16 protein-coding genes are annotated in these 13,984 nt (G+C 58.4%); 3 read left to right on the forward strand and 13 right to left on the reverse strand.

The genetic code is table 11. The annotated features are described in order from the left end of the window. Positions 1 to 129: 129 nt before the first annotated feature. The 13 genes from ybgF to KUV22_RS14225 all read right to left on the reverse strand — a co-directional run bounded on the left by ybgF (position 130) and on the right by KUV22_RS14225 (position 10,780). On the reverse strand, positions 130 to 924 hold the full coding sequence (ybgF, locus tag KUV22_RS14165) for a tol-pal system protein YbgF (RefSeq protein WP_222232158.1): 795 nt from the start codon (positions 922 to 924) through the stop codon (positions 130 to 132). Positions 925 to 981: 57 nt separating this feature from the next. Continuing rightward, a complete protein-coding gene (locus KUV22_RS14170; RefSeq protein ID WP_222232160.1) occupies positions 982 to 1,455 on the reverse strand; it encodes an OmpA family protein in 474 nt (157 codons plus the stop codon). Positions 1,456 to 1,591: 136 nt separating this feature from the next. Next, positions 1,592 to 2,887, reverse strand: a complete 1,296-nt coding sequence (tolB, locus tag KUV22_RS14175; protein ID WP_390625297.1) for a Tol-Pal system beta propeller repeat protein TolB — start codon at positions 2,885 to 2,887, stop codon at positions 1,592 to 1,594. Continuing rightward, on the reverse strand, positions 2,887 to 3,639 hold the full coding sequence (tolA, locus tag KUV22_RS14180) for a cell envelope integrity protein TolA (protein ID WP_222232161.1): 753 nt from the start codon (positions 3,637 to 3,639) through the stop codon (positions 2,887 to 2,889). The genes tolB and tolA overlap by 1 nt, the downstream gene beginning before the upstream one ends. 19 nt (positions 3,640 to 3,658) lie before the next feature. Continuing rightward, the gene (tolR, locus tag KUV22_RS14185) at positions 3,659 to 4,090 is read right to left on the reverse strand and encodes a protein TolR (protein WP_222232164.1); all 432 of its coding nucleotides are present in this window, start codon (positions 4,088 to 4,090) and stop codon (positions 3,659 to 3,661) included. A gap of 35 nt (positions 4,091 to 4,125) precedes the next feature. After that, positions 4,126 to 4,818, reverse strand: coding sequence for a protein TolQ (gene tolQ, locus KUV22_RS14190; protein WP_010131016.1), 693 nt, complete (start codon positions 4,816 to 4,818; stop codon positions 4,126 to 4,128). Further along, positions 4,815 to 5,228 carry a tol-pal system-associated acyl-CoA thioesterase gene (ybgC, locus tag KUV22_RS14195; RefSeq protein ID WP_198039992.1) on the reverse strand — a complete coding sequence of 138 codons (414 nt, stop codon included), beginning with the start codon at positions 5,226 to 5,228 and terminating at the stop codon, positions 4,815 to 4,817. The genes tolQ and ybgC overlap by 4 nt, the downstream gene beginning before the upstream one ends. A gap of 106 nt (positions 5,229 to 5,334) precedes the next feature. Further along, a complete protein-coding gene (gene ruvB / locus KUV22_RS14200) occupies positions 5,335 to 6,354 on the reverse strand; it encodes a Holliday junction branch migration DNA helicase RuvB (RefSeq protein WP_010131018.1) in 1,020 nt (339 codons plus the stop codon). Between the two features lie 42 nt (positions 6,355 to 6,396). Further along, complete coding sequence (ruvA, locus tag KUV22_RS14205; RefSeq protein WP_222232165.1) at positions 6,397 to 7,008, reverse strand: Holliday junction branch migration protein RuvA; 612 nt, start codon at positions 7,006 to 7,008, stop codon at positions 6,397 to 6,399. Positions 7,009 to 7,063: 55 nt separating this feature from the next. Next, positions 7,064 to 7,594, reverse strand: a complete 531-nt coding sequence (gene ruvC / locus KUV22_RS14210; protein ID WP_222232166.1) for a crossover junction endodeoxyribonuclease RuvC — start codon at positions 7,592 to 7,594, stop codon at positions 7,064 to 7,066. A 281-nt stretch (positions 7,595 to 7,875) separates the two neighbouring features. After that, positions 7,876 to 8,619 carry a YebC/PmpR family DNA-binding transcriptional regulator gene (locus KUV22_RS14215; RefSeq protein WP_222232167.1) on the reverse strand — a complete coding sequence of 248 codons (744 nt, stop codon included), beginning with the start codon at positions 8,617 to 8,619 and terminating at the stop codon, positions 7,876 to 7,878. Positions 8,620 to 8,701: 82 nt separating this feature from the next. Beyond that, positions 8,702 to 10,480, reverse strand: a complete 1,779-nt coding sequence (gene aspS, locus KUV22_RS14220; protein ID WP_222232168.1) for an aspartate--tRNA ligase — start codon at positions 10,478 to 10,480, stop codon at positions 8,702 to 8,704. 42 nt (positions 10,481 to 10,522) lie between these two features. Next, positions 10,523 to 10,780: an FmdB family zinc ribbon protein gene (locus KUV22_RS14225; protein ID WP_222232169.1), complete on the reverse strand. Its 258-nt coding sequence runs from the start codon at positions 10,778 to 10,780 to the stop codon at positions 10,523 to 10,525. Between the two features lie 298 nt (positions 10,781 to 11,078). On the opposite strand from KUV22_RS14225, the gene KUV22_RS14230 reads away from it, so the two are divergent. The 3 genes from KUV22_RS14230 (at position 11,079) to KUV22_RS14240 (ending at position 13,946) form a co-directional block, all read left to right on the forward strand. After that, positions 11,079 to 11,507, forward strand: a complete 429-nt coding sequence (locus KUV22_RS14230; protein WP_010131025.1) for an HU family DNA-binding protein — start codon at positions 11,079 to 11,081, stop codon at positions 11,505 to 11,507. Between the two features lie 133 nt (positions 11,508 to 11,640). Next, positions 11,641 to 13,371 carry a proline--tRNA ligase gene (locus KUV22_RS14235; RefSeq protein ID WP_222232170.1) on the forward strand — a complete coding sequence of 577 codons (1,731 nt, stop codon included), beginning with the start codon at positions 11,641 to 11,643 and terminating at the stop codon, positions 13,369 to 13,371. Further along, positions 13,371 to 13,946: a lytic transglycosylase domain-containing protein gene (locus KUV22_RS14240; RefSeq protein ID WP_222232171.1), complete on the forward strand. Its 576-nt coding sequence runs from the start codon at positions 13,371 to 13,373 to the stop codon at positions 13,944 to 13,946. The genes KUV22_RS14235 and KUV22_RS14240 overlap by 1 nt, the downstream gene beginning before the upstream one ends. Positions 13,947 to 13,984 lie beyond the last annotated feature (38 nt).

Genomic DNA, 13,984 nt, shown 5'->3' on the forward strand with positions numbered 1-13,984 from the left:
TGTCGGTTCAGCACATACAAAAACGCCCGGAGGGTATATACCCCCCGGGCGCGGGATCATAGAGTTTTTCTGATCACAAAACCAGCAATCCTTACTCGAGGAGCGGCTGCTGATGGTGACCGACAATCTCTACTGGAAGTTTTCCTTCAGGTACTGCTTGGCCAGTCCAGACGCGCGCTGGTCGCTTGAGGCGACCTGCTCCAGCAGGTCCTTGGCTTTCGCGTTGTCACCCAGCTGGTGGTACACCGTACCCAGCTTATAGCGACCATCCCAAACTTTATTGGAGTTGGGGTAGCCATCCAGCAGGGCGACAAACCAGGTGCGGGCCTCTTCGATATTGCCCTGAACCAGCGCGATCTCACCCAGCCAGTAGTTGGCATTCGGCGCGTATTGGCCGTTGGGGTAGTCTTCCAGAAGACTCTTGAACGCCTTGCTGGCACCGGCGTAATCGCCTTTGCGTGCGAGGCCGAAACTGGCCTGATAACGGTCGCGCTCACTCTCGCTCGCTTGCGGAGCCGCACCACCATTACTCGTGGCAGGTGCCTGAGTTTGGGTTGCGCCGGCAGCGTTGGTGCCGGCTGCTGCTCCCGTGGGCGCACCTTCAGCGGGTGCTGCACCATCCAGTTTCGAAATACGGCGGTCGAGATTCATATAGTCTTCGGTGCGCTGCTGGCGCAACCGCTTGATCTCGTGTCGCAACTCTTCCACGGCACCGCGCAGCTCCTGCACTTCCTGCTGGAGTACCTGCATCTGGTAATACGCATCCGCTTGCGGATTCGCCTGCATGCCGGCAGAGGTGTTGGTGCGAGCCGCCAGTTGTGGATAACTGGGGGGAGGCGGGGTTGCAGTCCCCTGATTGACTGAACTGCCACTGGACAGGTCAACCACCGGGGCCTGCGCGAATACGAACGAAGCCGCAGCCATGGAGGCTGCGGCTATCGCGATACTTCTAATCAAAAAAGACAATTGCATGCTTCTAGATTAGTTGATCACCACGCGACGGTTCATTGCGCGCGCGCTCTCGCTAGAGCCTTCCTGAGCAGGACGCTCTTCGCCGTAGCTGATCACTTCCAGGTTCGCAGCGTTTACGCCCTGAAGTACCAGGAAGTCACGAACCGCGTTGGCGCGACGCTCACCCAGTGCCAGGTTGTATTCACGAGTACCCAGTTCGTCAGCGTGGCCTTCCAGGCGAACGGTGCCAGCGGCGCCGCGCATACGGTCAGCGTGCTTGATCAGCAGCTCACGAGTAGAAGGCTTCAGCAGGCTCTGGTCAAAGTCGAAGTACACGACGTTATCCAGCGGAACTGCGGTTTCGGTTGCAGTGGTGTCTTCAACCACAGGAGGTGGGGTCACAACCTGCTGATTTGCGCTGTCATCGGTGTCGGTGCTGGAACAACCGGCAGTTACTGCCAATACACATACCAGACCCAGGCCGGTTTTTACTGATTTGAACATAAACAACTCCGCTTAGTGTTATCGAGAAATCCTGTAAGACGTTTTAAAACCGTGGATTTAATCAGGGTTTCGTTTCTTCTTAGTTGTTTGATCTCACACTTACGGCAAATAAACAACATTTACCGTAGTCACAGCATCAATCAAAGTAAGGCGACCACGCCGGCTCGCGGACATTTCCCTGCTGAGAAGGCAGGCTGTACTTCACCCCAGCATCCAGCGATACCGCAGCTAGAATACCTTTATTCCCCCGCTTGGTGGCGTACATCAGCATCGCACCATTCGGTGCAATACTCGGGGATTCGTCCAGGCGCGTCTCCGTTAGGACACGCATGCGTCCGGATACGATGTCCATCGTAGCGATCGTAAACACCCCCCTGCTACGATGCACCATAACCAGCGTTTTACCATCGGGGGATACCCGCGGACGTGCGTTATAGTCGCCGTCGAAGGTTAAGCGGTCTACTTGACCCGTGGCAAGAGTCAATTGATAAATTTGTGGCTTACCTCCCCTATCGGAAGTGAAAACCAGCGATTTTCCATCCGGCATCCAATTCGGTTCGGTATCGATGGAGAAGTGGCGAGTCATGCGGGTGAAGCGGCCGGTGGCCAGATCCAGCACGTAAATCTCAGGGTTACCGTCTTTTGACAGCACCATCGCCAGCTTGCTGCCGTCCGGAGAGAAGGTGGGAGAGCTGTTCAGACCCTTGAAGTTGGTCAGCTGCTGCCGCGCACCGGTGCGCAGGTTCTCGCGGAAGATCGCCGGGCGACCTGTCTCAAATGACACATAAGCCACTTCCTGGCCATTCGGGGACCAGCTCGGTGACATGACCGGCGCACTGAAACGGCGAATCTGGCGAGCGCGCGCACCGTCGATATCAGACAGCATCAGGGCATAGCTGGGCTGGCCGCCGCGCTGGGTTTCCTGCACATACACCATCTGGGTGCCGAACGCACCGCGGATACCGGTGATCGCCTCAAAAATTTCGTCCGCCGCGCGGTGCGCGATGTCCCGCAGCTGATTGGCCCCGCCCGTCACCTGCTTGGTGAACATCTTGCGCTGACCGAAAATATTCACCAGATCGAAGCTCAGTAGATAGCCATTGGCCTGGGGCTGCATGCGCCCGGTGACCACGTATTCGGTGCCCAGCATGCGCCAGTCACGGAAACTGACCTGTTCCGGGGTTTTCGGGAAAGACAGCATGTCGTCCCGCGGCACCGGCGCAATCAAGCCGCTGCGGCGTAAATCCGCGGAGATAATGGAAGACACATCTTCCGCGAGCACACCGCTACCGGACCACTCGAATGGCACTACGGCCACCGGGGTCGGGTTGTCATTTCCATCATCAATTTCCACCACCAGCTGGGCATGGGCGGAAACCGCCAGCACGCAGCCCAACAGGGCGGCAAACATAAGTGAGACTGTTTTCTTCATCATTGGCGCAGGCCTTCGACTCTAAATATCAGTTTGGTGGTTCTAATCTGGCGCTCGAACAGCGACGGCTCCTCGCGAGCCACTTTTTCCACTTCCGGGAACACTTCGACTTTCTTGACCGCGGTCAATACGGACCTATCCACAGCCGCATTGCCACTGCCTTTGGTAATCGTAGAGGCCACTACGCGACCGGTAGGTACGAAGTTGATCTCAACTTCCACCACCATGCCGTTACGGGCACTCGGGGGGCGGCTCCAAACCTGCACAATACGCTGGCGAATGGCCTGGGCCACAGACATGACCGCCGCGGAATCGTCGCTCGCTTCCTGCAGGAACTCCTCATCTTCCAACGCATCCTCGAATGCGCTCTTGCGCTCCTGCTCAAGGCGCTCTTTCTCTTTACGCGCCTTCTCTTCTGCCTCGCGCTTCTTGCGGGCTTCTTCAGCCTTGCGTTTTTTCTCCGCGTCCTGTCGTTTCTTGCGCTCGGCAGCGGCCTTGCGTTTCTTCTCTGCCTCCGCGCGACGCTGGCGCTCAAGCTCCTGCTGACGGCGCTTCTCGCGCAGATCGACCTTGGGGGGCGCCTTGGGTTTATTGGACTTGGACTCGAGCTGTACCAGCTTGGCCTCAACGAACTTGGGCATCGGCTTCAGTTCGCGATGGGATTTCGCTTCCCAACCAAAGGTCATCACCGCGATCAAAAGCGCGTGCAGGGCAACACTGATTACGATGGCCGGGCCGTAAGAGCTATTCATGCTTGGGTTCAGCTCCAGCTCACTGCGACGGCGGCTCGGTGACCAGGCCGACACTGGGCGCGCCGGCCTGCTGCAGATGGGTCATCGCACCCACGATCAGGCCGTACTTTGCATCCGTATCGCCCCACACCAGTACTGGTGTCTTCGGCTTCTGACGCAGTACCTTGGCCACGGTGTCCTTGATTTCCTTCAGCGGCTTGGCCACTTGCTCATCTTCACCAAGGTTCAGGTAATAGGTGCCATCCGCCTTCACCGAGATAATCAGCGGTTCGTCGTCGGTGTCATCAATGGGGGCAGAAGGGGCATCGGGTAGGTCGACCTTCACGCCCTGCATCAACAGCGGCGCGGTCACCATAAACACAATCAGCAGCACCAACATCACATCGATGTAAGGCACCACGTTGATCTCGGAGACCAACTTGCGTTTGGCGGGTTTGCGAAAATTGCTCATGATTCAGCTCTTTGCACAGCGTTGCGTCCGGCGCCTCAGCCGGCGGCATGCACCCTGCGGTGCAGAATGGAGGAGAACTCTTCAGCAAAGGTCTCATAGCTGGACAGCAGCCACTCCGCCTTGGCGGAATAGCGGTTGAATGCCATTACCGCTGGAATTGCCGCAAACAGGCCCATCGCCGTGGCAATCAGGGCTTCGGAGATGCCCGGCGCTACCGTAGCAATGGTCGCCTGGTGCATGGTGGCGAGGCCACGGAAGGAGTTCATAATCCCCCATACGGTGCCGAACAGGCCGATATACGGGCTCACCGAGCCGACGGTGGCGAGGAACGGCAGGTTCATTTCCACCTTCTCCTGCTCCCGGGACATGGCCACACGCATGGCGCGCTCGGTGCCCTCCATCACCGCCGCCGGGCTGCTTTTGCCCTGCTGGCGCAGGCGGGTGAATTCGGTGAAACCGGCACGGAACAGGGATTCCACACCGTCAATCTTGCCCTTCTCCGCTGCGGCATTGCCATCGCGGAACAGCTGGTTCAGGTCCGCACCGGACCAAAACTTGCGCTCGAAGTTGATCATGGACTTGCGCGCCCGCGACAGGTAGCTACCGCGCTGAATGATCATTACCCAGGAAATGACTGAGGCCAGCAGCAGCATCAGCATTACCAACTGCACCAATAGACTGGCGCTGGATATCAGCCCCCACAGGGAAAGTTGTTCACCGGCGTTCATGAATTTTGACTCGCTGCCTTCAATGCTTGATGGATGTTTTCAGGGAGAGCGCAGGGTTTGCGGCTTGCATCGTCCACACAAGCCACTTTGACCACACCCTCACAAATAATTTCATTACCGCGCCAAATTTTTTGCTCAAAGGTAACGGCGGCGCGACCGACCTTGCCCACGGCGGCACTGGCCCGGAGTTCATCGTCGAGCAATGCCGAACGACGGTATTGGATCTCCGCGGAGTGGACCACCAGCAACAGCCCCTGCTGTGGCATGGCGGGCTTATCATAGCCGAGCGCACGGACCAATTCTGTGCGCGCGCGCTCCATATACTTTAAATAATTGACGTAATAGACGATTCCGCCAGCGTCCGTATCCTCGATATAGACGCGAATGGGAATATTGAAAGGTTCTGACACGCACCATCCTTATCTTGCCGACCGCGCACGCATTTTTCTTGTTGAGCGCGGTTTGAGGGACATGCTACAGGATGTAGACCGGTTCGTCAGGTATGGTCAGTCCCAATTAGGCCCGGTCTGGCTTGGGAATGCCGAAATGTTCATAGGCCAGGGCTGTCACCACGCGACCACGGGGGGTGCGAGTCAGGTAGCCCTGCTGGATCAGGTAGGGTTCAAGCACATCTTCGATGGTGTCGCGCTCTTCACTGACCGCGGCCGCCAGGCTGTCGACACCTACCGGGCCACCATCGAACTTCTCGATCATGGTCAGCAACATACGGCGGTCCAACTGGTCGAATCCGCGCGCATCCACGTTCAGCATATTCAGTGCAAGATCGGCGATATCGGCGTTCACATGGCCGTCGCTTTTCACCTCGGCATAATCGCGCACCCGGCGCAGCAGGCGGTTGGCAATACGCGGGGTGCCGCGGGCACGGCGCGCCACCTCGTGGGCACCACCCTCGTCCATATCCACACCCATCAGGCCCGCGGAGCGCGCCACAATACTGGTGAGATCTTCCACACTGTAAAACTCGAGACGCTGCACAATGCCGAAGCGGTCGCGCAGCGGTGAGGTAAGCAGGCCCGCGCGGGTGGTGGCGCCGACCAGGGTAAACGGCGGCAGGTCGAGCTTGATGGAACGCGCTGCCGGCCCCTCGCCAATCATGATATCCAGCTGGTAATCCTCCATCGCCGGATACAGCACCTCCTCTACATGCGGACTCAGGCGGTGGATCTCATCGATAAACAGCACATCGCCGGGTTCGAGATTGGTCATGATCGCCGCAAGGTCGCCGGCTTTCTCCAGTACCGGGCCGGATGTGGTCTTGATTGCCACGCCCATTTCCGCGGCAATGATATTGGCGAGCGTGGTCTTACCGAGACCCGGCGGGCCGAACACCAGAGTGTGGTCCAACGCCTCGTTGCGCAGCTTGGCGGCCTGGATAAAGATCTCCATCTGCTCCCGCACCACCGGCTGACCGACATAATCGGACAGGGTTTTGGGGCGCACCGCACGGTCGTACTGCTCTTCCTGGCCGGAAGGACCCTGTGGTTCGGGGGCGATAAGACGATCAGCTTCAATCACGGGAAATTCTCTTCAAATAGTCCGGGCTGCTGCGGTTCAGGCTCAAGCGGGTGCCATGCTCTTCAGGGCAAGGCGGATCAGGGTGGCGCTATCGGCCTCCGGCTGCTCTTTGAGCGCCCGGGCCACCATTTTGGTAGCGTCTGTGGGCTTATAGCCCAGCGCCGCCAGCGCGCTTTCTGCCTCACCGGAGTGGTCCACCTTGGGTTCATTGTTGGTGGACATCAACGGGATATCGCCCAGGTCACCGGTTTGCGGGGCAAGCTTGCCGCGCAACTCGATAATCAGGCGCTCGGCGGTTTTCTTACCGACGCCCGGCACTTTCACCAGCGCACCGACGTTATCGTCCGCCACGCAGCGCGCCAGCGCCGCGCCGTCCAACCCGGAAAGGATTGCCAGCGCCATTTTGGGGCCCACGCCATTCACCTTGATCAGGGTGCGGAACAGCTGCCGGTCGGACTCACGGATAAAGCCAAACAGTTGCTGGGAAGTCTCCGACACCGCCAGATGGGTGTGCAGCTGCACGCTGCTACCGAGCTGCGGCAGCTCGAAAATGGTGGTCATGGGCGCGAGCACCTCATAACCGACGCCCTGCACATCGACCAGCAATTGCGGCGGCTGTACCGCAGCCAACGTTCCGGTGAGTCTTCCTATCATCTGCTTTCCAATTTCAAATTATCTAATGGTCGGCTTCGGCCGACTAATTCACTCATTAATCCACACTTAGGCGGCCGCGGCGGAAACGCGCACGCGACCCGGCCGATGACTGAATCAGGGTCTGCATGGTGTGCATATGACACAGCGCCACCGCCAGTGCATCCGCGGCATCCTCCTGTGGGGACGCGGGCAATTTCAGCAGGGTCTTGACCATATGCTGCACCTGCAGCTTGTCCGCAGCACCGTTACCCACCACCGCCTGCTTGACCTTGCGCGCCTCGTACTCGGCCACCGGCAGATCGGCGTGGGTCGCCGCGACGATGGCGGCCCCCCTCGCCTGCCCCAATTTCAGGGCCGAGCCGGCACTTTTGGACATAAACACGTTTTCAATGGCCATCTGCTGCGGCTGGTACTGCTGGGCAATCTGACTGACGGCATCAAAGATGAGTTTCAGGCGCTCGGGCAGCGGGCCGTCGGGCAACTTGATCACACCGCTGGCCACATAGCGGGCATTGGAGCGCTCCACATCGATGACTCCGTAACCGGTCTTGCGCGAGCCGGGGTCTATCCCCAGGATTCGAGTCACCTAAGACCACCCCTGTACATTTATACAATTAATAACGCGCAGTGTCCCAAGGCGACGCCGGGGCGTCAAGGCACGCCCAACGGCATCGACCCGGATAGAAAGGAAATCTCTGGGGGCAGAAACAAAAATGCCCCGACAAGCGGGGCATTCATACGATACTCGAAAAGCGTAGCGAGCGGGTGGCTGGTGGTGGCCGCCGGAGCGGAGGAAGCGGAATGTACAAATAGTACATGAGCATTCCGAGCACCGCCGGACGCCGCTAGGCGCACGCGCAGTAGCTTTTAGGCGAGCTCCGCCATCACCTCTTCCGGGATATCCGCATTGGTGTAGACGTTTTGCACATCGTCCAAGTCTTCCAGCATATCCACCAGTGCCAGCACCTTCTCAGCGCCGTCTTTATCCATGGGGACTGTGGTGGAAGGGATCATAGCTATGTCTGCATTGTCGGGGGTAAAGCCCGCCTCGGTCAGCGCATCCTTTACAGACAGGTAGTCGGTAAACTCGGTGGTCACCTCGATGCTGCCGTCGTCATTGGTCTCGATGTCTTCGGCACCCGCTTCCAAAGCCGCTTCCATCAGCGCATCCTCGTCGGCGCCGGCCTCGTAAAACATCTGGCCCTTGCGCGCGAACAGGTAAGCCACGGAACCGTCGGTCCCCAGGTTACCACCGCGCTTGGTGAAGGCATGACGCACTTCCGCGACGGTGCGCTTGCGGTTGTCGGTCAGGCATTCCACCAGCACCGCTACACCACCAACGCCGTAACCTTCATAAGTGACCGCTTCGTAGTTTTCACCATCGGCATTGCCGGCGCCACGGGCGATGGCCTTATCGATGGTATCGCGCTTCATGTTGGCGCCCAGCGCCTTATCAATGGTGGCACGCAGTGCGGGGTTGTCATCCGGGTTGCCGCCAGCCTTCGCCGCTACGGTCAGCTCACGAATGATCTTGGTGAAAACCTTGCCCCGCTTGGCATCCTGAGCAGCTTTGCGGTGCTTGATGTTGGCCCATTTACTATGTCCCGCCATCGAACTCTCTCCGGTCTACTTCGTTATGAGGCGCATACACACCTGATATGCCCCAGCGAAAACCGGGGCAGCACAGGATACGTTAGCCTACCTGCTCTTCTTTCTGACGCAGGCGAATGCTCAGCTCACGCAACTGTTTGGCGTCTACCGCACCCGGCGCGTCGGTCATAACACAGGCCGCGCTCTGGGTTTTCGGGAAGGCGATCACGTCGCGAATCGACTCGCTGTCGGTCATCAGCATCACCAGACGGTCGAGGCCGAAGGCCAGACCACCGTGGGGAGGCGCACCGTATTTCAGCGCGTCCAGTAGGAAGCCGAACTTCTCGCGCTGTTCCTGCTCATCAATACCCAGCACGCGGAACACCGTTTCCTGCATGGACTGGTCGTGGATACGGATGGAACCGCCCCCCAGTTCGGTACCGTTTAGCACCATATCGTAAGCGCGGGACAGGGATTCCAGCGGATTCTTCTCCAGCTCTTCCGGCGCACACGACGGCGCGGTGAAGGGGTGGTGCAATGCGGTCAGGCTGCCGTCATCGTTCTCTTCGAACATTGGGAAGTCCACAACCCACAGCGGCGCCCACTCGGCCACATACAGGTCCAAGTCTTCACCCAGCTTGCAACGCAGTGCACCCAGGGCTTCGGAAACCACCTTGCCCTTGTCGGCGCCGAAAAAGATCAGGTCGCCGTTTTCGGCGTTAAGGCGCTCGAGGATTGCGCCGCGCACGTCGTTCGGCAGGAACTTGACGATCGGCGACTGCAAACCGCCTTCCAGGTCGGACTTGTCGTTGACCTTGATGTACGCCAGGCCTTTTGCACCGTAGATGCTGACAAACTTGGTGTAGTCGTCGATCTGCTTACGGGTCAGTTTGTCATTGCCACCGGGAACCTTCAGCGCGGTCACCCGGCCTTTCGGATCATTGGCCGGACCGGAGAACACTTTGAAGTCCACTTCGGTCATCAAATCTTTGATGTCGACCAGTTCCAGCGGGATACGCAGGTCTGGCTTGTCGGAACCGAATTTCGCCATCGCCTCACTGAACGGCATACGCGGGAACTCGCCCAGCTCGATACCTTTCAGTTCTTTGAACAGCTTGCGAATCATGTTTTCGGTGATCGACATGATCGCGTTTTCATCCAGGAACGCGGTCTCGATATCAATCTGGGTGAATTCCGGCTGACGGTCCGCGCGCAGGTCCTCATCGCGGAAGCACTTGGCGATCTGGTAGTAGCGGTCGAAGCCGGACACCATCAGCAACTGCTTGAACAGCTGCGGCGACTGCGGCAGGGCGAAGAACTTGCCACCGTGGGTACGGCTGGGCACCAGGTAATCGCGGGCGCCTTCCGGGGTTGCGCGAGTCAGGATCGGGGTTTCGATATCCAGGAAACCCTCGTCATCCAGGTAATTGCGGATGGCGTTGGTGATCTTGGAGCGGAAACGCAGGTTGTGCTGCATTTCGTTGCGACGCAGGTCGAGGTAGCGGTACTTAAGGCGTACATCTTCGCCCACCGCAGTGTGCTCATCCAGCTGGAAAGGCGGGGTTTCTGCGCTGTTGAGAATTTCCAACTGCAGGCCGTACACCTCGATCTCACCGGTGACCATATTCGGGTTCACCGCTTCCGGGGCCCGGGCGCGCACACGGCCGGTAACCTTGAGGACATATTCACTGCGCACACGGTCGGCAAGTTCGAAATGCTCTGCCGCATCGGGATCGAAAACCACCTGGGCAATACCATCGCGGTCGCGCAGGTCGATAAAGATCACCCCACCGTGATCGCGGCGGCGGTCTACCCAGCCACACAGGGTTACTTCGCGGTCAATATCGGCGGATCGCAGGGCGCCACAATAGTCGGTGCGCATGGAGTCTTATTCCCTTAGTAGTATCGTCTTGTATTCGCTTTCTTAGCTGGCTTTGGCTTCCGAGCCACCGGATTTCCCGGCAGGCTTGGCGGCATCACCGGCAAGATTCTTCTTGCTGCCGGTTTTGAAGTCGGTTTCGTACCAGCCGCCACCCTTGAGGCGGAATCCGGCGGCACTGATCTTTTTACTCAATTCCGCTTTGTTACATTCTGGGCAATCGGTCAGCGGAGCATCGCTCATACGCTGCAGGGCTTCCATCTGGTGCCCACAGGCCTTGCACTGGTATTCGTAGATCGGCATGGCTCTAATCCGGATCTCACTGGATATAAAGGGGCGCAGATTATACATGAGCACCTGCATGGGAAGAAGCTGCCAACAAGCGGGAAAGCGCAATCCGGGCCAAAGAGGGCTATCGGTACCGCGCACTGACAATTTACGGGCCATTTTTCAGCCAAAACCCTGAAAAAAAGCACTTTTTTTCTGATTTAACCCGGTGCGCGCAGAAAAAAACTGGATATACTTCAGCTCAGTACTTCGGTTATCCCTGTTGTACACACACTTTCACTGGAATAAACACCTATATAGAAGGAAGCTAACGATGGCCGCGAAGAAAAAAGCAGCAGCTAAGAAAGCCCCCGCCAAGAAGGCAGCAGCCAAGAAGGCTCCAGCCAAGAAAGCAGCAGCCAAGGCCGCTCCGGCCAAGAAAGTGACTGCAATCAAAGACAAGTACACCAAAACTCAGATCCTGAACCAGATCGCCGAGAACACCGAGCTGTCCCGCAAGCAGGTTCAGTCTGTTCTGGACGAGCTGAACGACCTGATCCACGGCCACATCAAGAAGCGCGCGGTTGGCGAATTCGCACTGCCGGGCCTGATGAAAATCACCACCGTGAAGAAGCCGGCCAAGAAGGCACGCAAGGGCATCAACCCGTTCACCGGCGAAGAGACCGTGTTCAAGGCCAAGCCTGCGAGCATTCAGGTGAAAATTCGCCCGCTGAAGAAGATGAAGGAAATGGCCGAGTCCTAATCCTCGCGCTTCTCCGTCACGAAAACCCCGCTTCTGCGGGGTTTTCTGTTTATGGCTCCCCCTACCAATAGGGGCATCCTGCAGCGTAAAATGGCCGCCCTTACAATTTCACACACAGAACAAAGAAAGCACTATGCGCGCATCCCGCTATCTGATTGCCACCCAGAAAGAAACCCCCAATGACGCAGTAGTCATCAGTCATCAGTTGATGCTGCGTGCCGGCATGATCCGCCGCCTTTCCTCTGGACTGTACACCTGGCTGCCCACTGGCCTGCGCGTACTGCGCAAGGTGGAGCGCATCGTACGCGAAGAAATGAACAGCGCGGGTGCACTGGAAGTGTTGATGCCGGTGGTACAGCCATCGGAGCTGTGGGAAGAGTCTGGCCGCTGGCAGCAGTACGGTCCGGAACTGCTGCGCATTCAGGATCGCCACGACAACGCCTTTTGCCTCGGCCCAACCCACGAGGAAGTGATCACCGACCTGATCCGCACCGAGGTAAACAGCTACAAACAGCTGCCGGCAAACTTTTACCAGATCCAGACCAAATTCCGCGATGAAATCCGTCCGCGCTTCGGTGTAATGCGCGCGCGCGAGTTCACCATGAAGGACGCCTACTCCTTTCACCTCGGCGCCGAGTCGCTGCAGGAAACCTACGATGTAATGCACGGTGCCTACTGCCGCATCTTCGACCGCATTGGTCTGGATTACCGCCCGGTACTGGCGGACACGGGCTCCATCGGTGGCTCCCACTCCCATGAATTCCACGTTCTGGCGCAGAGCGGTGAAGACGACATCGCCTTCTCTTCTGGAAGCCGCTACGCCGCCAACGTCGAGCTGGCAGAAGCCGTTGCCCCCGCCGGCGAGCGCCCGGCGCCCAGCAAGGCCATGGAAGAACTGCACACCCCGGGCCACAAGACCATCGCCGCACTGGAAGAGGCTTACGGCATTGCCGCGAATACTTCCGTAAAAACCCTGATCGTACTGGGTGAAACCGAAGAGGAAGGTGGCGAAGCGCCGCTGGTCGCCCTGGTACTGCGCGGCGACCACGACCTGAATGAACTGAAAGCCGAGAAACTGACCGGTGTTGCCAGCCCGCTGGAGTTCGCCCCGGAAGCGCGCATCGCCGCGGAACTGGGTTGCGGCATCGGCTCACTCGGCCCGGTCGGCATGCAGATCGATGTCATCGTCGACCGTGCCGCGGCACACCTGGCGGACTTTGTCTGCGGTGCCAACAAGGGCGACTACCACCTGACAGGTGTGAACTGGGAGCGCGACGTAACGTTGGGACGCGTGGAAGACCTGCGCAATGTGGTTCCCGGCGATGCCAGCCCCGACGGCCAGGGCACCCTGGAAATCAAACGCGGTATCGAGGTGGGCCACATCTTCCAGCTGGGCACCAAGTACAGTGAAGCCATGAATGCCAGCGTACTGGATGAAAATGGTAAAGAGCAGGTCATGACCATGGGCTGCTACGGCATTGGCGTTTCCCGGGTGGTTGCCGCCGCGATCGAGCAGAACCACGATGACGCTGGCATTATCTGGCCGGAAGCTATTGCACCGTTCCAGCTGGCGATTGTGCCGATCAATATGCACAAGAGCGAAGCCGTGCAGCAGAAGTGTGAGCACATCTACGAGACATTGACCGCGAAAGGTATCGATGTACTGCTTATGGACGAGCCCAAGGCGCGTCTGGGCGGCATGCTCGCAGATGTGGAACTGATGGGCATCCCGCACCGCATCGTGGTTGGCGATCGCGGCCTGGAAAAAGGTAATATCGAGTACAAAGGTCGCAGAGACTCCGAGAACCAGGAGTTTTCCGCCGATCAGATCCTGGATATTTTACTCGAGAAAATCCCGCACTGATGAAACTTGCCCTCGCCACACTCAAGCTTTGTCAGCTGTGCCTGTTTTGCCTGCTGAGCAGCGCGGTATCCGCCCAGTCCAAGGAGGCGGACCCGCAGCTGCTGGCAGCGCTGAAAGGCGCGGTGACCGAAGCCGACTCGTTTGTCGACCGCTTCGATGCGGAAGTGTGGCTGATGGCAAAATCGCAACCGCTGGCGCGCTACATCAAAGATCCCGAGCGGCGCATGCATGTGCTCAAGGCCATTCACCGGGAAGCCACCCGCGCAGACCTACAGCCGGAAATCGTGCTGGCGGTTATTCAAATAGAAAGTGCCTTTGACCCCTACGCCGTGTCGCGGGTGGGAGCACAGGGGATGATGCAGGTAATGCCGTTCTGGAAAAATGAAATTGGCCGTCCGGAAGATAACCTGATCGATATGGACACCAACCTTCGCTACGGTTGCACCATCCTCAAACACTACATCAAGAAGGCCAAGGGCAATATGCCCAACGCGCTGGCCTACTACAACGGCAGCTACGGCCGCCACACCTACAGCCGCAAGGTCCTGGATGCCTGGGTAGATCGCTGGCGCTAGCGCGCGACAACCCTCAGGTATTAGTAAAAAATAAAAAG

It is taken from the genome of Microbulbifer agarilyticus (assembly GCF_019800665.1).
GTDB classification, from domain to species: domain Bacteria; phylum Pseudomonadota; class Gammaproteobacteria; order Pseudomonadales; family Cellvibrionaceae; genus Microbulbifer; species Microbulbifer agarilyticus_C.